The sequence below is a fragment of the Rhizobium sp. NPDC092011 genome, assembly GCF_044756305.1.
Taxonomy (GTDB): domain Bacteria; phylum Pseudomonadota; class Alphaproteobacteria; order Rhizobiales; family Rhizobiaceae; genus Rhizobium.
In genome coordinates this window covers 237,138-260,650 of record NZ_JBIVSO010000006.1, presented here as the reverse complement: position 1 = coordinate 260,650, position 23,513 = coordinate 237,138, and the positions used below count along the sequence as shown (strand labels likewise).

19 protein-coding genes are annotated in these 23,513 nt (G+C 60.7%); 6 read left to right on the top strand and 13 right to left on the bottom strand.

Annotation, left to right across the window (positions count from 1 at the left end):
• Positions 1-328: 328 nt before the first annotated feature.
• The 3 genes from ACIQJ2_RS24040 (at position 329) to secD (ending at position 5,161) form a co-directional block, all read left to right on the top strand.
• The gene (locus ACIQJ2_RS24040) at positions 329-1,825 is read left to right on the top strand and encodes an ArnT family glycosyltransferase (protein WP_400676123.1); all 1,497 of its coding nucleotides are present in this window, start codon (positions 329-331) and stop codon (positions 1,823-1,825) included.
• A 267-nt stretch (positions 1,826-2,092) separates the two neighbouring features.
• The gene (locus ACIQJ2_RS24035; protein WP_199149740.1) at positions 2,093-2,512 is read left to right on the top strand and encodes a hypothetical protein; all 420 of its coding nucleotides are present in this window, start codon (positions 2,093-2,095) and stop codon (positions 2,510-2,512) included.
• Between the two features lie 90 nt (positions 2,513-2,602).
• Positions 2,603-5,161: a protein translocase subunit SecD gene (gene secD, locus ACIQJ2_RS24030; protein WP_400746614.1), complete on the top strand. Its 2,559-nt coding sequence runs from the start codon at positions 2,603-2,605 to the stop codon at positions 5,159-5,161.
• A gap of 74 nt (positions 5,162-5,235) precedes the next feature.
• Here secD and ACIQJ2_RS24025 read toward each other — a convergent pair whose 3' ends face one another.
• Positions 5,236-6,111, bottom strand: a complete 876-nt coding sequence (locus ACIQJ2_RS24025) for an SMP-30/gluconolactonase/LRE family protein (RefSeq protein ID WP_400677526.1) — start codon at positions 6,109-6,111, stop codon at positions 5,236-5,238.
• Positions 6,112-6,384: 273 nt separating this feature from the next.
• Between ACIQJ2_RS24025 and ACIQJ2_RS24020 the strand changes: the two genes are divergently transcribed.
• Entirely contained in the window at positions 6,385-8,454 is a 2,070-nt protein-coding gene (locus ACIQJ2_RS24020) for an ATP-dependent helicase (protein ID WP_400677524.1), read from the top strand.
• A gap of 102 nt (positions 8,455-8,556) precedes the next feature.
• Here the strand turns inward: ACIQJ2_RS24020 and mmsB are convergent, their stop codons facing one another.
• From mmsB to ACIQJ2_RS23980, 8 genes are all read right to left on the bottom strand, one after another.
• Positions 8,557-9,438 (bottom strand): 3-hydroxyisobutyrate dehydrogenase, encoded by an 882-nt coding sequence (gene mmsB / locus ACIQJ2_RS24015; protein WP_400677521.1) that lies wholly within the window; start codon positions 9,436-9,438, stop codon positions 8,557-8,559.
• A gap of 120 nt (positions 9,439-9,558) precedes the next feature.
• Positions 9,559-10,617: an enoyl-CoA hydratase/isomerase family protein gene (locus ACIQJ2_RS24010; protein ID WP_400677519.1), complete on the bottom strand. Its 1,059-nt coding sequence runs from the start codon at positions 10,615-10,617 to the stop codon at positions 9,559-9,561.
• 141 nt (positions 10,618-10,758) lie between these two features.
• Positions 10,759-12,354: a GMC family oxidoreductase gene (locus ACIQJ2_RS24005; protein ID WP_400677517.1), complete on the bottom strand. Its 1,596-nt coding sequence runs from the start codon at positions 12,352-12,354 to the stop codon at positions 10,759-10,761.
• 176 nt (positions 12,355-12,530) lie between these two features.
• The gene (locus ACIQJ2_RS24000) at positions 12,531-13,514 is read right to left on the bottom strand and encodes a branched-chain amino acid ABC transporter permease (RefSeq protein ID WP_400677515.1); all 984 of its coding nucleotides are present in this window, start codon (positions 13,512-13,514) and stop codon (positions 12,531-12,533) included.
• A gap of 1 nt (position 13,515) precedes the next feature.
• The gene (locus ACIQJ2_RS23995; protein ID WP_400677512.1) at positions 13,516-14,403 is read right to left on the bottom strand and encodes a branched-chain amino acid ABC transporter permease; all 888 of its coding nucleotides are present in this window, start codon (positions 14,401-14,403) and stop codon (positions 13,516-13,518) included.
• Positions 14,404-14,406: 3 nt separating this feature from the next.
• Complete coding sequence (locus ACIQJ2_RS23990) at positions 14,407-15,108, bottom strand: ABC transporter ATP-binding protein (protein WP_400677509.1); 702 nt, start codon at positions 15,106-15,108, stop codon at positions 14,407-14,409.
• 2 nt (positions 15,109-15,110) lie between these two features.
• The gene (locus ACIQJ2_RS23985) at positions 15,111-15,893 is read right to left on the bottom strand and encodes an ABC transporter ATP-binding protein (RefSeq protein WP_400677507.1); all 783 of its coding nucleotides are present in this window, start codon (positions 15,891-15,893) and stop codon (positions 15,111-15,113) included.
• Positions 15,894-15,909: 16 nt separating this feature from the next.
• A complete protein-coding gene (locus ACIQJ2_RS23980) occupies positions 15,910-17,118 on the bottom strand; it encodes an ABC transporter substrate-binding protein (RefSeq protein WP_400677504.1) in 1,209 nt (402 codons plus the stop codon).
• A gap of 172 nt (positions 17,119-17,290) precedes the next feature.
• On the opposite strand from ACIQJ2_RS23980, the gene ACIQJ2_RS23975 reads away from it, so the two are divergent.
• On the top strand, positions 17,291-18,217 hold the full coding sequence (locus ACIQJ2_RS23975; protein ID WP_400677502.1) for a LysR family transcriptional regulator: 927 nt from the start codon (positions 17,291-17,293) through the stop codon (positions 18,215-18,217).
• An 18-nt stretch (positions 18,218-18,235) separates the two neighbouring features.
• Here ACIQJ2_RS23975 and galE read toward each other — a convergent pair whose 3' ends face one another.
• From galE to ACIQJ2_RS23955, 4 genes are all read right to left on the bottom strand, one after another.
• On the bottom strand, positions 18,236-19,270 hold the full coding sequence (gene galE, locus ACIQJ2_RS23970) for a UDP-glucose 4-epimerase GalE (RefSeq protein ID WP_400677500.1): 1,035 nt from the start codon (positions 19,268-19,270) through the stop codon (positions 18,236-18,238).
• A gap of 270 nt (positions 19,271-19,540) precedes the next feature.
• Positions 19,541-20,707 (bottom strand): pyridoxal phosphate-dependent aminotransferase, encoded by a 1,167-nt coding sequence (locus tag ACIQJ2_RS23965; protein ID WP_400677498.1) that lies wholly within the window; start codon positions 20,705-20,707, stop codon positions 19,541-19,543.
• Between the two features lie 143 nt (positions 20,708-20,850).
• Positions 20,851-21,276, bottom strand: coding sequence for a large conductance mechanosensitive channel protein MscL (gene mscL, locus ACIQJ2_RS23960; RefSeq protein ID WP_184709357.1), 426 nt, complete (start codon positions 21,274-21,276; stop codon positions 20,851-20,853).
• A 251-nt stretch (positions 21,277-21,527) separates the two neighbouring features.
• Positions 21,528-22,088, bottom strand: coding sequence for a TetR/AcrR family transcriptional regulator C-terminal ligand-binding domain-containing protein (locus ACIQJ2_RS23955; protein ID WP_400677494.1), 561 nt, complete (start codon positions 22,086-22,088; stop codon positions 21,528-21,530).
• 138 nt (positions 22,089-22,226) lie between these two features.
• Between ACIQJ2_RS23955 and ACIQJ2_RS23950 the strand changes: the two genes are divergently transcribed.
• Entirely contained in the window at positions 22,227-23,438 is a 1,212-nt protein-coding gene (locus tag ACIQJ2_RS23950) for an MFS transporter (protein ID WP_400677491.1), read from the top strand.
• Positions 23,439-23,513 lie beyond the last annotated feature (75 nt).

Below are 23,513 nucleotides of genomic sequence, written 5' to 3'. Positions count from 1 at the left end.
TTCATGCCCTAGTGCTCAAGGCCTAGACATCTTGATGTCGATACGGAGAGAGCAATGATTGTTCTTGGTTTGACCGCTTCGCTGATGGCCGGCATGACGCTCGCTGCCTTTATGCTTCTGTGCCGTATCGAGCAGGCGCGCGGCATCAACACCTCTCGCGTGCTTTGACGCCATCGACCCCCAACATCGCAGTCTCGGACCGGCGCCGAACTCTCCATTGACTGAGACAGGGCGCGTCTTCCCGATGTTTCTCGTTCGCCAGCAGCTAGCATTAGGCCTGATAGTTCCGTATTAAGCCTCACGACTTGGCACCGAGATCTATCCTTTAATGTCCGATACGACCCAATCCCGAACCAATACCCAGACGCTTTCGCTTAGAGTAGCGCTTACGATCATCTTCGGCGTGACGCTTTGGCGCGTTCTCATGCTGTTGATCAACAGGACCGACCTGTTCGTCGACGAGGCGCAATACTGGTTCTGGGGTCAGAACCTGGACTTCGGCTATTATTCCAAGCCGCCGATGATCGCCTGGGTCATCCGCTTCTTCAATACGATCTCGGGATCGGATTCGACCTTCTGGATCCGCATATCCGCGCCGCTCTTCCATCTCGCCACCGCGCTGATGCTGATCGCGACCACGCGCCGGCTGTTTGATGGAGAGGAAGGACGGCAGATCGCTCCCTGGGCTGGCGTGATCTTCATCACTCTGCCGGCTGCCTCGCTTTCGGCCGTACTGGTGTCGACCGACACGATCCAGATCCTGTTCATCACCATTGCCATCTGGGCCTTTCTCGGCCTGACCAAGCGTTCTTCCGTTTCAGAAGCGCTGATCCTCGGCATCAGCCTCGGCCTCGCTTTCATGACGAAGTACTCCGTGCTCTTTCTGCTGCCGGGCGTGGGCATCGCCATGCTGACGATACGGTCGGCGCGCATTGCCTGGCGGGACGTCGCCATTGCCGCTGTCGTCGGTGCCATCGTCGTGGCGCCCAATCTTTGGTGGAACCTCACGCATGACGCGGCGACGGTAAAGCATACCGAAAGCATCGCACGCTGGAGCACGGGTGACAGCGGAACAAGCGCACTGAAGCATCTCCTCAACGGGCTTGGCTTCGTCGGAGCGCAGTTCGGTGTGGTCGGCCCCGTCGTGTTCTACGCGCTCCTGTGGGCGACATGGCGGTTGATCCGCGGACAGAGCGACGACAGGGAAAAGCTGCTGTTCTGGCTATCCATGCCGGTGGTGATCCTGATCTCTCTGCAGGCACTTTTCGCCAAGGCCTACGCCAACTGGGCCGTCTCCGCCTACGCCGCCGGAACGATTTTGGCCGTTTGGCTGCTGTATCGCCTGACGAAGAAGGGGCTGGTCACGTCGCTGATCATCGGTGCGATCGTCGCCATCGTCATCCCGGTGCTGACCGTTTTCGCGCTGGACGTCAAAATGCCGAACGGCGACCTCGTCATGAAGCGCTATGTCGGCCGCAGCATCGTCAGCCTGGAAATCGCCGATATCTCCACGACTGCAAAACTGCCTGATATCGTGGCGTCGGACCGCGCCATCCTTGCCGATCTCTTTTACACGCTGAAAGGCAAGCCGTTCCATATCTACGCCCGTAATTTCGGCGGTTTCCCTAAGAATTATTACGAGCAGGATTTCTCCCTACCCGCCAATGTGAGCGGTCCGGTGCTGTTCGTCGACACCGATCCGATCACCTGCGCCGAGGGCCAGGCCGAACTCATCAAGAGTTGGTCACCCCCCTTCGGCGACATGAAGGGCGATACGCTCTATGCCTATCGCGTTCCGGCAAGCTGCCTTGCACCCAAGCCGTAATGCCCGACGGTCCTGTCATGGAAGAAATCGCGCCGGGACGGTTGACCGACCGGCGCAAGTGCATCATGACGGGACACACTGCAGCATCGGCCCGAAAATCGGAATCGATTTTCGGAAAGCCTGATGCGTAGATTTAAGGAGATAGAGCGACCTTTGTGCTTCCGAAAGGAAGCACAAAGGTCGCTCTATGAAGGCGCGAGGCGCCCTGATATCATGACCGAACCGCCGGAGTTCGCGCCGGCAAAGGAAAGAAGGCATTTCTGACCGTTGAGCCCACTCGAATTCGGCGCCGCCGACAGCGAAGATAGAGACGACAGGACGCACCGCGCCGGAGCGCGCGTGATTGCCTCGCTGTTCGTTGCCTTCTTCGCCTATATCGGGTTGGCGCTTGGCGGTGGCATCAACCTTGCCACCCGGGCGGATGCAGAGGCGCTTTCCTCCGGCAAGGATAACCAGCCGCTTTATCTTTCCATCCGCGATCCCATTCGCGGCATCGTCGTCGCCGACCGGCTTTTGACGCCGAAAGCGACCTGGCACGATATCGGTCCGGCAACGCCCGCATCAATTCCCTCGCTCGAGCTTATCGCCAGACCTTGGCAGCCGAGCGGCCATGCAATCGTATCGCGGCTCAAGTCCGCTCATTCCCGCGCCTATCTTGCCCGCGCACCCCCGGCCAGTTTCGCCTGAGCCTTCGCGCCAACGCGCGCATCTCCGACATGACCTAATTGCGCCAGCGGTCCGGCCGCTGGCATCAGCGTATTTCCAAGGATAATACCCATGCGCACTTCACCATGGCTGGTGGCACTATATTCAGTGATCATCGTGCTTGGCTTTCTCATTGCCTTGCCGAACGTACTTCCGCAGTCGGCCCTCGAGAAAGTCCCATCTTGGCTGCCGCATAGCCAGGTTCCGCTCGGGCTCGACCTTCGCGGCGGCTCCTATCTCGTCCTCGAAGTCGATGAGAAGGACCTGACCAACGGCCGGCTGCAGTCCCTGCAGCAGGATTCGCGTCGCGTGCTGCGCGACAAGAACATCCTGACCCGCTCGATCATCCGCAACGGCAATCAGGTGGTGGTAACGCTGACCGATCCCACGCAGAGCGGTGCGGCGGTCACGCAGTTGCAGACGCTGGCCAACACGGTCACGTCGGGCCTTTCCGCCGGCCAGTCCGACCTGACGATCAACCCGAATGGCGCAACGATCGCCATGTCCTTCTCGCAGGCGGGTATTTCAGCCAACGTCGATTCCGCCGTTCAGCAGAGCCTTGAAGTCATCCGCAAGCGCGTCGACCAGGTCGGCGTCGCCGAGCCGACCATCCAGCGCGTCGGCCCGAACCGCGTTCTCGTGCAGCTTCCGGGCGCGCAGGACCCGTCGCGTCTGCGCGAACTTCTTGGTTCGACCGCGAAGATGTCCTTCCATCTGCTGGCCGACAATGTCGATCCGAACAATCCCGGCCCCGGCGTCACGATCATGAAGGACGAGCAGGGCAACAGCTATCCGGTGCTCGACCGCATCGAACTGTCGGGCGACCGCTTGACGGACGCTCGCGTCAGCTTCGACCCCAACACGCATGAACCACTCGTCACATTCCGCTTCGACAGCGCCGGTGCCAACCGCTTTGCGGAAATCACCCGCGAAAATGTCGGCAAGCCCTTCGCCATCGTCCTCGACAACAAGGTGCTGAGCGCGCCGAATATCCGCGAGCCGATCACCGGCGGTTCCGGCCAGATCTCCGGCAACTTCACCGCCGACAGCGCCACCACGCTGGCAGCCCTGCTGCGCGCAGGCGCCCTGCCCGCCAAGCTGACTGTCATCGAAGAACGCACAGTCGGTGCCGACCTCGGCGCCGATGCGATCCAGAAGGGCATCTATAGCGGCCTGGTAGGCTTCGTCCTGGTTGCCGCCTTCATCTTCGTACTCTACGGCTCCTGGGGTATCCTCGCGAATGTTGCGCTCCTCATCCACACCGTCCTGACCTTCTCGGCCCTGACACTGGTCGGCGCCACGCTGACGCTGCCCGGTATCGCCGGTGTCGTCCTCGGTATCGGTCTTGCTGTTGACGCCAACGTTCTCATCAACGAGCGTATCCGCGAAGAAACCCGCAAGGGCCAGAGCGCCTTCGCCGCCATCGATAACGGCTTCCGGAAGGCCTATTCGACGATTATCGACGGCAACATGACGGCTCTGATCGCGGCCGCCATCCTGTTCTACTTCGGCTCCGGCCCGGTTCGCGGCTTTGCCGTGACCATGGGTCTCGGCCTCATTATCTCGATGTTCACATCCGTCGCCTTCGTGCGTGTCGTGATGATCGCCATCACCCGTCGCCGCAAGCTGAAGGTGCTCAACATCAGGCCGCTGATCCCCTTCAGCCCCTATGACAAGCACATCCAGTTCATGAAGGCCCGCTTCTTTGGCATTACCGTCTCGGCGATCCTGTCGCTCGCCTCGGTGGTGCTGTTCTTCCATCCGGGCCTCAACTACGGCGTCGACTTCCGCGGCGGCATTCAGATGTCGGTCAAGACCAAGGACGCGACGGACTTGTCAACGTTCCGCGAGGGTCTGAATACGCTCGGCCTCGGCGAAATCGCACTGCAGTCCTTCGGCGACAACAACAGCATGCTTGTCCGCGCCCAGCGTCAGGACGGCGGCGAAGAGGCGCAAACGGCGGCCGTGACCAAGCTCAAGGCGGAAATCGTCAAGATCGACCCGACCGCGACCATCGAAGGCACCGACGTCATCGGGCCGAAGGTTTCGGGCGAACTTGCCCAGGCCGGCATCCTGTCGGTCGTGATCGCCAGCCTCGCGATGCTGTTCTACATCTGGTATCGCTTCGAATGGCCGTTCGCGGTCGGCGCTATCGTTACCTTGATACTCGACGTCACTAAGGCGATCGGCTTCTTTGCGATCACCGGCCTCGACTTCAACCTGACGGCCATCGCTGCGATCCTGACACTTGTGGGATATTCGGTGAACGACAAGGTCGTGGTCTACGACCGCATGCGCGAAAACATGCGGCTCTACAAGTCGATGCCATTGCGCGAGATCATCGACAGATCGATCAACGAGACCCTGGCGCGAAGCCTGTATACCAACGCCACCGCCTTCCTGGCGCTGGTGCCGATGGCAATCTGGGGCGGCAGCGCCGTCTCCAGCTTCGCGATCCCGATGGTGTTCGGCATCCTCGTCGCCGGCGCCTCGTCGGTCTTCATCGCCGCGCCGATCCTGCTCTTCCTCGGCGACTGGCGTCGTCGCCATGCCAAGCCTGCCGCCAACGATACCACATCGACGGACGGCAAGTCGGGCAAGGGTAACAAGCAGATCCCTGCCGCGGAATAAGCGGCCAATCGACAGAACACGACATGCCCGGCCGCCGGGCATGTCCGCCAACCGCTCCGAGAAATGGGGCCGTTCTACGAAATGGACGGCATGTGCAGCGGCAACCCGGGACGCGGCGCCGTTATCTTCTCGACGACATCGTTTTCTTGCTCGCTGACGAGCAGATGTTTGCCATCGATCGTAAACGCGATATTGCTCGGCCTCGTACCGTTCGTCCGAATGTGACCAGCCATTTTACCATCGCCATCGACGAGCAGAATTTCACCAAGACCATACATCGCGCAATAGAGCACGCCGCTACGATCGAACGCGAGACCGGCCGGCCCGCGCAGGACATTTATGGCCGGCGATGTCATCGACTGGACGAATAGCTCCTGCCGGCCGCCGATGATCTGCCGGTGGATCTTTCCGGTCAGTGTCTCGCTATAATAAAGCAGGCCATCGGAACCGAAAGCTATGCCGCTTGCCAGAAGCAGGCCGGCTGCCAGAACCCTGATGACGCGCCCCTCTGCGGGGTCGATCTGATAGACACAGCCATTGTAGGCGGCCTTGAAGAAATCGGGATGAATATGGCCGCCTTCGAGCAGATCCTCGAGACGAATGCCGGAATCGGTCATGTAAAGCAGGCCGTCCGGTCCGAAAGCGAGCGCATTTGGATGAAGAAACGGGCCATCCGCGCTGCCTTCGATCACCTGCAGCACGCGCCCCTGGGGCGAAAGTCTGAGGAGCGAGTTTTCCGGGCCGTCAGCTATCCAGAAGCATCCGTCCCCATCGAGCGCGATTCCACTTGGGCTGCCGCCGATCCGGCTGACCTCGCGATACGCGCCGCTTGTGTCGAAAATCTTCAGGCAGCGGCGGCTGGCATCCATCTCCAACAGCGCAAAGCGCCCGTCGGACAAAGCCACCAGCCCGCTAGGCAGACGCAGCCTAGTGGCGATCGTTTCGTTCATGCCCTGAGACCTTCATGTTACGCACTACCAGCCCAACACTCAAAATACCGCGCCAAAATGTTAAATAAGTACGAAGAAAGTCATTTTCGAGCCTAGCCTGACCAAATCCGGATAAGTTTATTGCGCCAGAGGTCACATCTGCGTGCGGCTGCCGCCAACCTTGACAGTCTTCAGCGATTCGGAACATCCATAGAACGTTCATATATTGTCGCGCTTGCGATTCGTTGCAGATTGCGCCTGGCCATTCTTCATCCGGCACATTCAGGAGAATTCATGACCGCCGCCTATCTGGAAAAGCTGAACCCGGAGCAGCGGCTGGCAGTGGAGCATGGCACGACCGGGGGCGACGGCCATGTCGCCGGGCCATTGCTCGTCATCGCCGGTGCCGGCTCCGGCAAGACGAACACGCTTGCCCATCGCGTGGCGCATCTCATCGTCAAGGGCGCCGATCCGCGCCGCATCCTGCTAATGACCTTTTCGCGCCGGGCTGCAGCTGAGATGGGCCGTCGCGTCGAGCGGATCTGCCGCGAGGTGCTGGGCACGAATGCAGGCATTACCGCCGATGCGCTTGCCTGGACAGGCACGTTTCACGGCATCGGCGCCCGCCTGCTGCGGGACTATGCCGAGCAGATCGGCATCGATCCGGCCTTCACGATCCACGACAGGGAAGACAGCGCCGACCTGCTGAACCTTGCGCGCCATGACCTCGGCTTTTCGAAGACCGAGAGCCGTTTCCCGACCAAGGCGACATGCCTAGCTATCTACTCTCGCTCCGTTAATGCGGAAGCGCCGCTCGGCGGCGTGCTGAAGGACTACTTCCCCTGGTGCGCCATGTGGGAGCAGCAGCTGCGCGATCTCTTCGCCTGTTATGTCGAGGCGAAGCAGGTGCAGAATGTGCTCGATTACGACGACTTGCTGCTCTACTGGGCGCATATGCTGCAGGAGCCGCTGATCGCCGAGGATATCGGCAGCCGCTTCGATCACGTGCTTGTCGACGAGTATCAGGACACCAACCGGCTACAATCCTCCATCCTGCTCGCACTCAAGCCCGATGGGCGGGGATTGACCGTCGTCGGAGACGATGCGCAATCGATCTACTCCTTCCGCGCCGCGACCGTGCGCAATATTCTCGACTTCCCCAAGGCCTTCACGCCCTCGGCCGATATCGTCACGCTCGACCGCAATTATCGCTCGACGCAGCCAATTCTGGCTGCAGCCAATGCCGTGATCGATCTTGCCTCGGAACGCTTCACCAAGAACCTGCGCACCGAGCGGCAGAGCGCGGAGCGGCCGCGGCTGGTGACGGTGCGCGACGAGGCCGATCAGGCGCGTTACATCGCCGATCAGGTGCTGGAAAATCGCGAGGGCGGTGCAAGGCTGAAGCAGCAGGCCGTGCTGTTTCGCACCTCAAGCCATAGCGGCCCGCTGGAAGTGGAGCTTACCCGACGCAACATTCCCTTCGTCAAGTTCGGCGGCCTGAAGTTCCTCGACAGCGCCCATGTCAAGGACATGCTGGCGGCTTTGCGTTTCGCCCAGAACCCGCGCGACCGCGTTGCCGGCTTCCGCCTGATGCAGCTCCTGCCCGGCGTCGGCCCCTCGACCGCGCAGCGTGTGCTCGACCAGATCGGCGAAGAGGCAAGCCCGATCACGGCGCTGACGGAATTGCCGCCGCCGCCGCGTACGGGCGACGACTGGACCGCTTTCGTCGATACGATGCGGGAGGTCAAAAGCGGCAAAGCCGGCTGGCCGGCGGAAATCGCCTTGGTGCGGCAATGGTACGAACCGCATCTGGAGCGAACACACGAAGATGCGTCGACACGGCTGGCGGATCTCATCCAGCTCGAGCAGATCGCAGCGGGCTACGGCTCGCGCGAGCGCTTTCTCACCGAGTTGACGCTCGATCCGCCTGACGCCACCAGCGATCAGGCAGGCGTGCCACTGCTCGACGAGGACTATCTGATCCTGTCGACCATCCATTCCGCCAAGGGGCAGGAGTGGACGAAAGTCTTCATCCTCAACGCTGTTGACGGCTGCATCCCCGCCGATCTCGCTGTCGGATCGTCCGCCGAAATCGAAGAGGAGAGACGGCTGCTCTATGTCGCCATGACCCGGGCCAAGGACAATCTTGATCTCGTCATTCCCCAGCGCTTCTTCGTGCATGGTCAGCATGCGCAGGGCGACAAGCATGTCTTTGCCTCGCGCACGCGCTTCATTCCGGCAACGCTGCTGCAGTTTTTCGAAGTTTGCGGCTGGCCGCAGGGGCGCGCCGAAAGCGCGGCCGCCATTCGGGCGCGAGAGGTGCGCGTCGATGTCGGTGCGCGCATGCGTGGCATGTGGCGATAAATCTGGATTGTTCTTTGGAGCCGCGACTTTCAAAGAGCCCCAAACCCTCTCCCCGCAACGGAAAGAGGGCTGGGGTGCGAGGCAATCTCGCACCGGTAATCGTCACTTCGCTTCGCGAAACATCTCGATGATCGCCGAGAAATCGCGGCCGCCGTTACCGAGCTTTTCGAATAGCGCATAGAGCTGCGCCGCCTCAGCGCCGAGAGGGGTCGAAGCGCCGCTGGAAAGAGCCGCTTCCTGAGACAGGCGCAGATCCTTCAGCATCAGAGCGGCCGCAAAGCCCGGCTTGTAGTCGTTATTGGCGGGCGAGGTCGGAACAGGGCCGGGTACTGGGCAATAGGTATTGATCGACCAGCACTGGCCGGAGGAGGTCGAGGCGACATCGAAGAGAGCCTGATGCGAGAGACCGAGCTTTTCGCCGAGCACGAAAGCTTCGCAGACGCCGATCATGGAAATGCCGAGGATCATGTTATTGCAGATCTTTGCGGCCTGGCCGGCGCCCGCGTCGCCGCAATGGACGATCTTTTTGCCCATGATATCAAGCAGGGGCTTTGCAGCCGCAAAACTCTCGCTGGAACCGCCGGCCATGAAGGTCAGCGTTCCCGCCGCAGCGCCACCCGTGCCGCCGGAAACCGGCGCGTCGAGAGAAAGGCAGCCGGCATCGACGGCCATAGCATGTGCCTTGCGAGCGCTATCGACATCGATGGTGGAGCTGTCGATCAGCAGGGTCCCCTTTGGCACGGAACGCAGAATATCCGTCCAGACGGTGAGGACATGCTGGCCTTTCGGCAGCATCGTCACGACGGCTTCGGCGTCGGCCAGAGCCTCGGTCAACACATTCGCCGGTTTGACGCCGGTAGCCTCGGCCGCCTTGAGCGTGTCATGCGAAAGATCGAAACCGATGACGGCGTGCCCGGCCTTGACCAGATTGGCGGCCATCGGCCCTCCCATATTGCCGAGGCCGATGAAAGCGATCCGTGTCATGATGTTTTCCTCCATGATCCGTTGGTGCAATTCCGGTTGGCTGCGGAGCAGGTTTTCGTCCGGAATTGCCAAAGCGATGAGATAGTGCGGTTCAGAGATTCGGTGATGGATCGAGCCGCCCTAGCTCGCGAAAAGCGGTGGCTGCGGCGGCACGAAAAAGCGGTCGACATTATCCGCGGTGACTTCGCCAAGGCTGGCCGGAGACCATTTCGGATTGCGGTCCTTGTCGATGACCGCAGCGCGCACGCCTTCGTAGAAGTCGTGATTGTGCAATATGCCCAGGCAGGCGCCGAGTTCGCGATCGAGGCATTCGGCCAGGCTCGCGCTCGCTCTTCCCGCCCGCAGCAGCCGAAGCGTCAGCTTCAGGCTGGTGGGCGAGCGGCCGGCTATGACACCGGCGGCTTCGGCAGCAAACTCTCCCGACTCACCGGACAATGCCTGCAGGATACCTTCGACGGTATCGCCTGCAAAGGCACGGTCGATCACATCGCGGTTTTCGGCAAGCCGGCTGGCGCCTGCGTCAGACGCCAACGTCCGGATCAGCGCGTGCACATCTGCGGCAGAGGTGCCAGCCGGCAGCACCGCAATCGCGTCCACAAGCGATGGCAGCTGCGCGGATGCCACGCAATGGTCGGCAAAGCCGGCATGGATCGCATCGGCAGCGTCGACGGTAAGGCCGGTCAGCCCCATCCAGGTGCCTGCCTCGCCGGGCGCACGCGGCAGCCGCCAGGTGGCGCCGACATCGGGGAAATAGCCGATGCCGGTTTCGGGCATGGCAAGCCGGGTGCGCTCGGTGACGACGCGATGGCTACCATGTGCCGAAAGGCCGACGCCGCCACCCATGGTGATGCCATCCATCAGCACCACATAGGGTTTTGGATAGCGCGAGATGGCATGATTGAGCAGGAACTCCTCGCGCCAGAAGGTTTCCGCTTCCCCGGAACCTTCCTTGCCGCTCTGGTGCAGCAGGCGGATATCGCCGCCGGCGCACAGGCCGCGTTCCCCCTCGCCCATGACGATGACGCTTGCAATCGCGGGATTGGCAGCGAAATCCTCCAATGCCGACGCGATGGCGCGCACCATCGGCAATGTCAGGCTGTTCAGCGCCTTCGGGCGATTGAGCCTGACGATACCGGCCGATCCGCGCCGCTCGATGATCACCTCGTCCGTACTATTCATGCAAATCTCCTGTCCTTACTGCCGGAACGGTCTTCGTCTCTCTCATGGAGCCGCCGCGCCGCTCTGGTTCCTTGTCCTAACCCAATTCCGAACGGAAAGCCGCTGCGCTCTTCCCCGGGACTTGTACTCATCAATGGGCTTTCACCCGTTATCGGCGAGGATCATCTCGGCCGCCTTTTCGGCGATCATGATGGTTGGCGAATTGGTATTGCCCGATGTAATCGACGGCATGACGGAGGCGTCGGCGATGCGCAGCCGTGCCAATGCCCGCAGCCGCAGGCGAGGATCGACGACGCTCTGTGCGTCCCCGCCCATGCGGCACGTGCCGACGGGATGGAAAATCGTCGTGCCGATATCGCCCGCCGCCCGCTCCAGATCCGCATCCGTCTCATAGGCAGGCCCTGGCTTGAATTCCTCCGGCCTGAAGCGGGCAAACGAGGGTTGCGCCACGATCCGCCGAGTCAGACGAATGGAGCGCGCGGCGATCTCCCGATCCCGTTGAGCCGAGAGATAATTCGGGCTGATGGCCGGCTGCATGGCGAAATCGGGACTGCGTACATGCACCGAACCACGGCTTTCGGGCCTCAGATTGCAGACGCTGGCGGTGATGGCCGGAAAGGGATGGACCGGATCGCCGAACTTGTCGAGCGAGACCGGCTGCACATGATATTGCAGATCCGGCGTTTCCTTGTCCGGTCCAGAGCGCGTGAAGATGCCGAGTTGGCTCGGCGCCATCGCCATCGGACCCGAGCGGCGGACCAGATATTCAAGGCCGATTGCCGCCTTGCCGATGAGGCTTGTCGCCTTCTCGTTCAGCGTAGGAACGCCCGTTACTTTGTAGGCCAGACGAAGCTGCAAGTGGTCTTGCAGATTTTCGCCGACGGACCTGACCTCGCGCACGACCTCGATGCCGGCCGTGCTCAACACGTCGCCATGGCCGATGCCCGAGAGTTCGAGAATATGCGGTGAGCCGATGGAGCCGGCCGACAGCACCGTCTCCTTGTTCGCGTAGGCGCGTTTCGCCACTCCGTCATGCTGGAATTCGACGCCAGTGACCGCATCGCCCTCGACGATCAGGCGGCGGACCTGCGCCTTGGTATAGACCGTCAGATTGCTGCGCTTCATGGCCGGTCGCAGAAAGGCCTTCGTGGTGTTCCAGCGAATGCCGGAGCGCTGGTTGACGTCGAAATAACCAGACCCTTCATTGTTGCCGCGATTGAAATCCGCAGTCTCCGGGATGCCGGCCTCCTTGGCGGCGGCCTGGAAAGCATCTAGCACGGCCCAGCGCACGCGCGCCTTCTCAACCCGCCACTCGCCGCCGGCGCCATGCATCTCGTCCTTGCCGCGGTAATGATCCTCGGACCTGATGAAATAGGGCAGCACGTCGTCCCAGCCCCATCCGGCACAACCCAGCTGACGCCACAGATCGTAGTCGCGCGCCTGGCCGCGCATGTAGATCATGCCGTTGATCGAAGAACAGCCGCCGAGAACCTTGCCGCGCGGATAGTTCAGAGACCGCCCGTTCAGGCCCGTTTCCGGAGACGTGGTGAAGCACCAGTCGGTACGGGGATTGTTGATGCAATAGAGATAGCCGACCGGAATGTGGATCCAGTGGTAATTGTCATTGCCGCCGGCTTCCAGGAGCAGCACGCGGTTGTTTCGGTCGGCCGAAAGCCGGTTGGCCAGCACGCACCCGGCACTGCCGGCGCCGATGATGATGTAGTCGAAGCGATCCATTCCAAAAACTCTGTCGTCCCCTCGCCCCGCGTACTGGGAGAGGGTTAGGGTGAGGGGCAGAAAGGTCCGGCAAACTCTCTATTTGCTGGGAGCCCGTACGGGCCCCTCATCCGCCCTTCGGGCACCTTCTCCCCGCCCCTTCGACAAGCTCAGGACGGGGAGAAGGAAGGTGATAGTCAGCGCCGATATTCAAAGCCCAGTTTGCGTCCCAGCCGCGAGGCATAAAATTCGCCGATGACGCCGCGGCGGAAGAGGAGGACGCAAACCATGAAGACGATGCCGGTGATGATGGTGACCGGGAATTCCGAGGTCGCAAGATAGTTTTCCAGCGTCGCCACGAACCCCGCTCCGAAAATCGGGCCGATCAGCGTGCCGATGCCGCCGAGCAAAGTCATGAGGATCACCTCTCCGGACATCTGCCAGGCAACATCGGTGAGCGTCGCGAACTGGAAGACCAGCGCCTTGACCGCACCTGCGAGCCCGGCCAGCGCCGCCGACATCACGAAAGCGCCGAGCTTGTAATGCGCGACGGAGTAGCCGAGCGAGACGGCTCGCTGCTCGTTCTCACGGATCGATTTCAGGATCATGCCGAAAGGCGAATTGATGAAACGCCAGGTGATCAGCACGCCGATCAGAAACACGGCGAGGACGAAGTAGTACATGTTGAAGGAGTTGTTGAGATCGAGGATGCCGAAAAGATAGCCGCGCGGCACCGACTGAATGCCGTCCTCGCCCTGCGTGAACTTCGCCTGCAGGCAGAAGAAATAGAACATGTAAGAGAGCGCCAGCGTGATCATGGCGAAATAGATGCCCTGCCGGCGGATGGCGACGAAACCCATGACCAGACCGAGCAACGCCGCACCGGCGACGCCGATCAGGATGCCGAGTTCGGGCGGGACGCCCCATTCCTTCACCGTGTAGGCCGTGAAATAGGCGGCGCCGCCGAAGAAGGTGGCATGGCCGAAGGACAGCAGGCCGGCATAGCCGAGCAAAAGATTGAAGGCGCAGGCGAACAGCGCGAAGCACAGCACCTTCATGACGAAAATCGGATAGATGAAGAACGGTGCCCAGATCAACCCGACGAGGCCGAGAACCAGCAACAGCTTCTGTGCCGAGAGCGCCTGCTCCGTCTTCGGTTTAAATGTGATCAATCCAGCCATATCACGCATCCCGACCGAAGAGGCCTGCCGGCCTTATGAGCAGCACGATCGCCATGATGACGAAGATGACGATGTTGGAGGCTTCCGGGTAGAAAACCTTGGTCAGACCCTCGGCGACCCCGAGCATGTAACCCGTCACGATCGCGCCCATGATCGACCCCATGCCGCCGACGACGACAACGGCGAAAACGATGATGATCATGTTCGATCCCATCAGCGGCGAGACCTGATAGATCGGCGCGGCAAGCACGCCGGCAAAGGCAGCGAGCGCCACGCCGAAGCCATAGGTGAGCGTCAGCAGCACCGGGACATTGACGCCAAAAACCTGGACGAGCGTGGAATTTTCCGTCGCCGCGCGCAGATAGGCGCCGAGCTTGGTCTTCTCGATCAGCAACCATGTGCCGATGCAGATGACCAGCGAAACGATGACCACCCAGCCGCGATAGACGGGCAGGAACATGAAGCCGATATTCTTGGCACCCGCCAATGCCGTCGGAACGGCATAGGGTTGGCCGGAGGAGCCGTAGAGATAGCGGAACGTGCCCTCGATGGTCAGCGCCATGCCGAAGGTGAAAAGCAAGCTGTAGAGCGGGTCGATCCTATAGAGCTGACGCAGGCACAGCCGCTCGACGGCCGCACCGAATATCCCGACGATCAGCGGCGCGACGATCAGAGCCGGCCAATAGCCGATGCCGGCATAGGCCAGCAGCAGATAGGCGGTGAAGGCGCCGAGCATATAGAGGGCGCCATGGGCGAAATTGATCACCCGCAACATGCCGAAGATGATCGCGAGGCCAAGGCTCAGCAGCGCATAAAAGGAGCCGTTGATGAGGCCGATCAGCAATTGGCCGAGAAGCGCCTGGGCGGGGATGCCGAATATTGTCGTCATGGCTCAGACCCCCAGAACCTTGTGCAGCATATCCATGCGCCCGGACAGCTCGCCGACTGGAAACTCCGAAACCATCTGACCATGATCCATCAGGTAGAAACGATCGGCGATGCGGCTGGCGAAACGGAAGTTCTGCTCGACGAGCAATATGGTCATGCCCCGGCCTTTCAGCTTTTGCAGGACTTCGCCGATACGCTGGACGATGACGGGAGCAAGGCCCTCCGTAGGCTCGTCAAGCAGCAGCATGCGGACGCCGGTGCGCAGGATGCGGGCCATGGCAAGCATCTGCTGCTCACCACCGGAAAGTTTGGTGCCGACGCTGTTGCGCCGCTCATGCAGATTGGGAAACAGCTCGAAGATCTCGTCGAGCGTCATGCCGCCCGCGGCGACGACCGGCGGCAGCATCAGATTTTCATAGACGCTGAGCGTCGAGAAGATGCCGCGCTCTTCCGGCACGAAGCCGATACCCTGATGCGCGGTTCTGTGCAGCGGCACCTGCATCATGTCCTTGCCGGCAAAGGCGATCCTGCCCTTGCGGGCGCGAACGATGCCGACGATGGTGCGCAACGTCGTCGTCTTGCCGACACCGTTGCGGCCGAGGATGGTGACGGTCTCCCCCTCGCCCACCTGCATATCGACGCCATGCAGGATATGGCTTTCGCCATACCAGGCATTGAGGCCCTGAACATCCAGAAGCGGCGCCATCGTCAAGCCTCCTCCGTGCCCATATAGGCTTCCCGCACGCGCGGGTCGCGGCTCACCGTCGCATAATCGCCCTGGGCCAGGATCTCACCGCGCTGAAGCACCGTGACATGGTGACAGATATCGGCAACGACGGAGAGATTGTGCTCCACCATCAGCACAGCCCTGTCGCGCGCCACATCGCGGATGATGGCGGAAACCGTGTTCACATCCTCCAGCCCCATGCCGGCCATCGGCTCGTCGAGCAGCAGCACCTTCGGATCGAGCGCGAGCGTCGTTGCGATCTCCAGCACGCGCTTGCGGCCATAGGAGAGATCGGCTGCGATGGCATTGCGCTCCTTCGAGAGACCGACGGAGGCGATCAGCTGTTCGGCGCGAGCATTGAGGCTATCGAGTACAGAGATCGGCCGCCAGAATTGGTGCGCGAGATTGTTCGGCCGCTGCAGCGCGATGCGAACATTATCCAGCACCGTCAGATGCGGAAAGACAGCCGAGATCTGGAAGGAACGCACAAGCCCCATTCGGGCGACCTTGTCGGGTTTCGTGCGGGTTATGTCGGTGTCGAGCAGCATGATGGTGCCATGCGTCGGCTGCAGAAACTTGGTCAGCAGGTTGAACACCGTTGTCTTGCCGGCGCCGTTCGGGCCGATCAACGCGTGGACGCGGGCATGATGCACGTCGAGATCGACATTCTTGACGGCCGTGAAGCCGCCGAAATCCCGGCGTAGCCCTCGGGCGGACAAAACCACCCGAGGCTTCTCATATTCTTCTGTCGCGGGGATCGTCATAGGCCGGTTGCAGCCCCTATTGCTTGACGAGGTCGCAGCCGCTCTTGGCCGGATCGATATAGGCTTCCTTGCCAGGGATCGTCGCCAGCACGTTATAGTAGTCCCACGGCTCTTTGCTCTCTTCGGGCTTTTTGACCTGAAGCAGATACATGTCGTGGATCATGCGGCCGTTGGCGCCGACCGTGCCGCCACGACCAAAGAAATCGTCCACCGGCATTTCATGCAATTCCTTGGCGACGGCCTCGGTATCATCGGTTCCGGCCTTCTGAACCGCCTTCAGATATTGCAGCACGGCGGAATAGGTGCCGGCGTGGATCATGTTCGGCATCTTGCCGGTGCGGGCAAAGAAGCGCTTGCCGAATTCGCGGCTCTTGTCGTCGAGGTTCCAGTAGTAGCCTTCCGTCAGCGTCAGGCCTTGAGCTGCCTGCAATCCGAGGCCATGAACTTCAGCGAGCGTAAAGAGGAGCGCTGCCAGGTGCTGGCCGCCCTGGGTGATGCCGAATTCGGAGGCCTGTTTGATGGCGTTTGACGTGTCGAGCCCGGCATTGGCAAGGCCGATGACCTTGGCGCCCGACGATTGGGCCTGCAACAGGAAGGACGAGAAATCATTGGTCGACAGCGGGTGGCGGACGGAACCCAGGATCTTGCCGCCGCTCGCTTTGACGAAATCGCCGGTCTGCTGTTCGAGCGAATAGCCGAAGGCATAGTCGGCGGTCAGGAAGAACCAGGTGTCCCCGCCCTGCTTGACCAGTGCTCCGCCGGTGCCGACGGCAAGCGCGTGCGTGTCATAGGCCCAATGGAAGCCGTAGGGCGAGCATTGCTTGCCCGTGAGATCCGAGGTCGCCGCGCCCGTGACGATGTCGATCTTCTTCTTCTCCTTGGCGACGGCCTGCACGGCAAGCGCCACCGACGAGGTCGTCAGCTCCATGATCGCGTCGACATGATCCTGATCGTACCACTGGCGGGCGATGTTGGATGCGATGTCAGGTTTGTTCTGGTGGTCGGCATCGATGATCTCGATCGGCACGCCGAGAACCTTGCCGCCAAAATCCTCAGCCGCCATTTTGGCGGCTTCCACGGACGATTTGCCGCCGAAGTCGGCATAGACGCCGGACTGATCGTTCAGGATACCTATTTTTACGAAACCGTTGGCTGGTCCGGCGGCAAAAGCCGCGGTGCTCGTTGCAAGCAGAAAAGCCAGGGATGCAATAAGACTCTTTCGCATATCTTCTCCTCCCAGAGATTTGGCAAAAACGAATCTGTTCAAAATTGGCGAGCCGAATTCGTCGAAACGACTTTCCCTTGCAAGCAGGATCACGGAATTCACGCGTTGACGCAAGTCGCGATTGGAACTAATTCCAAACAAGGTCTGTTCAATTTTGAACAGAAGGAGAAGCATGAAGCACGCGCCGCACTTCACCTGGGACGATCTGCAATTCTTCCTCGCGGTGGCGCGAACCGGGCAGCTCTCAACGGCCGCCCGGCAGCTCCGCACCAGCCACGCCACCGTTTCCCGTCGCATCGACCGGCTGGAATTCTCCTTGAAAGTCAAACTCTTCGAGCGCAATCCGCGCGGCTACATGCTGACGACCATGGGCCAGCGTTTCATCGACACCGCCGAGCGCATGGAGCAGGAGACCGAGCGTCTCCAGGCCGATCTCTCAGCCGGATCAGCGGCACAGCGCGGCGTGGTGCGCATCAGTGCGCCGGAGGGTTTTTCCAACTTCTTCTTCACCGGCATACTGCCGGAGTTCACCGCCAAGCACCCGAACATTTCGCTGGAGCTGATCACCATTCAGCAGATCATGTCGCTCTCACGCAAGGAGGCCGATATCGTCGTCGTGCTCGACCCGCCGAAGGCCGGCCCCTATTTCACCGAGAAGCTGACCGACTATCATCTGCAGGTCTATGGATCCCGGGACTATCTCGCTCGCCACCCACCGATTGAAAGCCGTGACAACCTGCCCGCCTTTGCTTTCATCGGCTATATAGAAGACATGATCTTTGCGCCGGGTCTGGATTATCTCGGCCATGTCCATCCGCGCATCAGGCCGCAATTCCAGAGTTCGAGCATATTTGCACAGTTGACGGCGGCAAAGAGCGGCCTCGGGCTTTGCGTGCTGCCGTTTTTCATCGCCGGCAAGCATCCGGATCTGCAGGTCGTGCTGCCGCAGGAGGTCGATCTCCGGCGCCATTACTGGATCACCTGCCATCGCGACCTGCGCCAATCACCGCGCGTGCGCACCGTCATCGATTTCCTGATGGAAGCCGTGCGCCGGAACGCGCCGGCCTTTCTCGGCCCCTGGAGAAACACCGAGGGCTAAGAACGCCAATCTCCGATATCAGGCGCCTTGAGCTGCGAACAACGACTGCGGTTCGCCACCATCGAATTCTATGCGCTGAGCGAGACGAAACTCCCAATCCAGCGACGAGCGCACGATCGTTTCGAGGCTATTGTATTTCGGGACCCAGCCCAATTCCCTATGCGCAAGCGTTGCATCTGCCACGACGCTGGCAGCATCGCCGGGCCGGCGTGGCGCGATATGAATGCGGAACGCGCGACCATGCACGCGCATGACCATGTTCAGCACATCGAGCACGGAATAACCGACGCCATAACCGCAATTGGCAACCAGTGACTGACCGCCGCCGCGCAGATGCCGGAGTGCCTGGAGATGTGCCTCGGCAAGATCGCTGACATGAATATAGTCGCGAACGCCGGTGCCATCATGGGTCTGATAGTCCGTTCCGTAGATATTCACCTGGCGGCGGCGACCCAGTGCGGCCTCGCAGGCGACCTTGACGAGATGGGTGGCACCCTCGTTCGATTGGCCGGCGCGCCCTTCCGGGTCAGCACCGGCAACGTTGAAATAGCGCAGCGCCACATAGCTGAAATCGTACGCCGCAGCGGCATCGCGCAGCATCAGTTCCGACATCAGCTTCGACTGGCCGTAAGGGGATTCCGGCCGTGGCAATGCGTCCTCGCTGACCGGCCTATCCACCGGCTGCGGGCCATAGACGGCAGCGGTGGAGGAGAAGACGAAATGACGGATTCCAGCCTTGACCGCAGCGCTCATCAGAATGCGCGTCTTGCCGGTGTTGTTCTCGTAATAGGAAAGAGGATCTTCGATCGATGTTGGGACGACGGCAGAACCGGCAAAGTGGATGATGGCGTCGATATCGTTTTCGGCGAAGATCTGACACAGCAGTGCTTCATCGGCGATATCGCCGAGATAGAAGCGGGCGGCGGGCGGAACTGCCCAACGGAAACCGGTGGAGAGGCGATCGATGACCACCACTTTCTCGCCCGCATCCAGCAATTTCCAGACCATATGGCTGCCGATATAGCCGGCTCCGCCAGTCACCAACACCGTCATTCTTCGCGTCCCCGCCAAGTCTTGTTGGCGATATATGGCGCGTCGTCCCTTGCCAATTTGATTAAAAGCGGGTGGTGGGACAGGGAAGATTGCCGGAATGGTTAGGGCATTCTTTCGCGGATCGATTGCATTCTATCGACCGGCTTTACGACGGCAACCGTTGGGCTGCCGGAGGGGCATGCCCCTCTGTCACGACGGTGGCAGAGGGGGACGGAAGCGCGGCAAATAAAGGTTCTTTGACCGACACCGACCCACGCCGAAGCGAAAGGCTTACAGTCCTTGAATATACCGGCTCAAACGCTCCGCTGCGTCGGCAATCTTCACCGGATCACGCAGGAAGCAGGCGCGCATGAAGAGCTCGCCGCCCTGCCCGAAAGCCGTTCCAGGCGCCAGGCCGACGCCGGTCTTGTCGACAATATCGAGGGCAGCCTTGCGGCTGTCGGTGACGCCGTCGATCTTCAGGAAGGAATAGAGCGCGCCATCGGGCTTCAGCGTGTGTACGCGATTGGTCGCAATCAACGCATCGCAGAGAATGTCGCGCGAGCGGGTCGCCTTGGCGATGTTGGAGCGAACGAAATCATCACCTTCGTTCAAAGCGGCGACCGCACCCCTCTGCATGAACTGCGCGACGCCTGAGGTCGAATACTGCACAAGGTTCTCGAGCACCTGTCCAAGCTCGGCCGGGGCGACGATCCAGCCGACACGCCAGCCGGTCATCGACCAGTTTTTCGAGAAGGAGTTGACGAAGAGGATCTTGTCGTCGGCTTCTTTCACATCCAGGAAGCTCGGCGCGCGGCCACCGGCATAATAGTAGAGCGCGTAGATTTCATCGGCCATGATCCAGAGGCTATGCTTGCGCGCCAGGGCCAGAATATCCCGGAGGTCCTGATGGGTAGCCGTCCAGCCTGTCGGGTTGGATGGCGTATTGATGAACAGGCCCTTGGTCTTCGGAGTGATTGCCGCTTCCAGGCGTCCGAGATCGAGCGTCCATTTGCCGTTTTCGAACTGCAGCGGCACGCCGACCGAGCGCGCGCCGGCAATTTCGAGAGCGGCGGCGATGTTCGGCCAAGCGGGTGTCAGATAGACCATCTCGTCGCCGGGCGAGGTGATCGCCTGCACGGAAAGCTGAATCGCCTGCATGCCGGAGCCGACGACATAGAAATTCTCCATCGGCAACGAAGTGCCGAAATGCCTGCCGTAATAGTCTGCCAGCGCCTGACGCAGTTCCGGAATGCCCCGCTGCCATGTGTAGAAGGTTTCGCCGGCATTGAGCGAGGCCATAGCGGCGCGATTGATGAAATCGGGCGTCGGCAGATCGCCCTCGCCGACCCAGAGCGGCAGCAGGCCATCACGGCCACGGGCATAGTTCACCACTTCGACGATGCCGCTTTCGGGGGCTGCGAGCGCGCGCGGGCTGAGGCTATTCAGTATCGACATGCAGAATCTCCGGTTTCTGCCTTCATAAAGCAGAGCGGCGGACAAATCCCATGACTTTGCCTTAGCGACCGATCGATTTCCGTGATGAATAAAGCCCCGGCCCTTGCGGGACCGAGGCTTTCAAAAACGTGGAGCCAATCCTATCAGCGTTTCGCGAGAAGATCGCGGATTTCCGTCAGCAGCTGAACGTCAGCGGGCGGAGGCGCTGCCTCGGCGGCCTTCTCTTCCTTACGCGCAACCTGGCTCTGCAGCTTATTCACGCCCTTGACCATCAGGAAGATAATCCAGGCAAGGATCAGGAAGTTGATGAGGACGGTGATGAAGTTGCCGTAGGCGAAAACTGCGCCCTGGGCGCGGGCGGCGGCCAGCGTCGGCGCGTTGACGGCCGAGGAAAGACCGACGAAGTAGTTCGAGAAATCGAAGCCGCCGAAAATGGCACCGACAATCGGCATGATGATATCGTCAACCAGCGATTTGACGATGCCGCCGAAAGCACCGCCGATGATCACGCCGACTGCGAGATCCATGACATTGCCTCGGGCGATAAATGCCTTGAATTCATTAAGCATTGAGCAGTCCCCTTCGCGTTGCCGTTGAATTCACTTATGATGATTAGCATCATCTTTTGTCTTATTTTTCAACAGCAAATTGGCCCATCGCCCCGCTCGAGCGTCCATATCCCAAGATAATTCCGCGGATATGGCAACCTATTCGTGCGTGTACCGATTTTCTTGTTCTTCAGTTGCGAGCAGCCCGATCCGAGACGCCGGCAATGGACTTCGTGGATTTTGGGTGCCGCGTCGGATTCTGTAGCGACGATCTACCCTTGGAGTTTCTGCATCACCTTCGCGATCAGTTCGCGAACGTAATCCTCACCGAGCGGGCAATCGAAAAGGATGCGGTATATGATCGGCGAGATGACATGATCCATCAGCTCTTCCAGGTCAGGAAAAGGCTCTCCGGACTTCTCCGCCCGCGCAATGAGAACGGCAAGTTGCTGCTGCATATAACAGCGGCACTTTTCGACACTGGTGCCGTCGACCGAGGAAAGAATGTCGCGCAGCATCTGCCGTCCGACACCGGACGCCATCTCGTCGGCATATTGCTCGATCCATGACTCCAGATCCTCGCGGGCGGTGCCGATTCTGGGAGGCTCGCTCTCCGGCCGCAGGCGCGCAGCGGCCACATCGGCCAGAAGCTCCTGCAGATCGCCCCAGCGACGGTAGATGGTCGATGGCGTGACATTGGCGCGCTGTGCGATCAAAGGGATTGTCACATCGGTGCGATCCATCGTTGCAAGTATGTCGCGGACGGATTGATGAACCGCCGCCTGTACTCTGGCGCTGCGCCCACCCGGACGAGGATTCTCTCTGTGGCTCATAAGCCTTTGCCAATCTTTCGCTTTTGCGGGCAGTGGTGCACAATTCGACACCGACTAACGCAAATTATTTGCTTTTGTGCGTCAGGCACCCTATATCCGCCTAACGCAATCTTTTAGCTTTAAGTCAGGATATAGTCGATGACTGAGCCCGTTTCCACTGCTAGCGCGCCGATTTCTCCGGCCAGACGTCTTGCGCCCTTCTACTATGCCGCGACCAGCGCGCTGTTCTTTGCCGCCTCATCCGCACCGACGCCGCTCTATCGGCTCTACCAACAGACCTTCGCCTTCTCGCCGGTGCTGATCACGGTCATCTTCGCCGTCTATGCCTTCGCCCTCCTCTTCGCACTGCTGATCGTCGGTTCGATCTCCGATCATCTTGGCCGGCGCCCTGTCATCTTCGCATCGATCCTCCTCAATATGGTGGCGATGGTGCTATTTTTAATGGCTGAGGGCCCGAATTGGCTGATTGCGGCCCGTATCGTGCAAGGCCTGGCAACAGGCGCGGCGGCCAGTTCCATCGGGGCTGCCCTTGTCGATCTCGATCCGATCAAAGGCTCGATTACCAACAGCCTCGCCCCGCTTGCCGGCATGGCTGTCGGCGCACTGGCCACGAGCCTGCTGGTTCAATTCGCGCCCGCGCCGATGCTGCTCGTCTATATCGTCACGCTTGCTCTGCTGGCGCTTCAAGCGGTGCTTTTGTGGTTGGTGCCGGAGACGACGCAGCGCCGCGCCGGGCTGCTTGCATCGCTGAAGCCGGAAGTGGCGGTGCCCCAACAGGTGCGCCGTACTTTGCTGGCGCTGACGCCGATCAACGTTGCCGTCTGGGCGCTCGGTGGTTTCTATCTGTCGCTGGTGCCTTCACTGGTCAGTGCGACGACCGGCAGCACGATGCCGCTTGTCGGCGGCTCCGTGGTCGCCGCTTTGACCATAAGCGGCGCTACGGCAGTGTTTCTCCTGCGCAAAAGATCCGCCGCCACGGCGATGAAGTTCGGCATATCGAGCATGACGCTTGGCGTATTGACCGTGATTGTCGGCGTGCATACGGCCGAAGTATCGATCCTTGCTGCAGGAACGGTCATCGCCGGCTCCGGCTTCGGCGCGACCTTTCTCGGCACGGTGCGCAGCATCATGCCACTGGCCAAGCCCGACGAACGTGCCGGCCTTCTCTCGGCTTTCTACATCGAAAGCTACCTTGCCTTCAGCGTGCCCGCCATAGTCGCGGGCTTCCTGTCGAAGGCGCTTGGATTTGTTGAGGCGGCCGATATCTATGCCGCAGCCATTATTCTGCTCGTCGGCTGGGGCGTCCTTGCCCTGCGGGCTGGCAAGGACAAGCAATTGAGTATCGCGTAAGATAATACTTACGTATTGAATTCGGCGAAACGAAAAGGCCGCCCCTTTCAGGGCGGCCTATTATTTTTACCCACG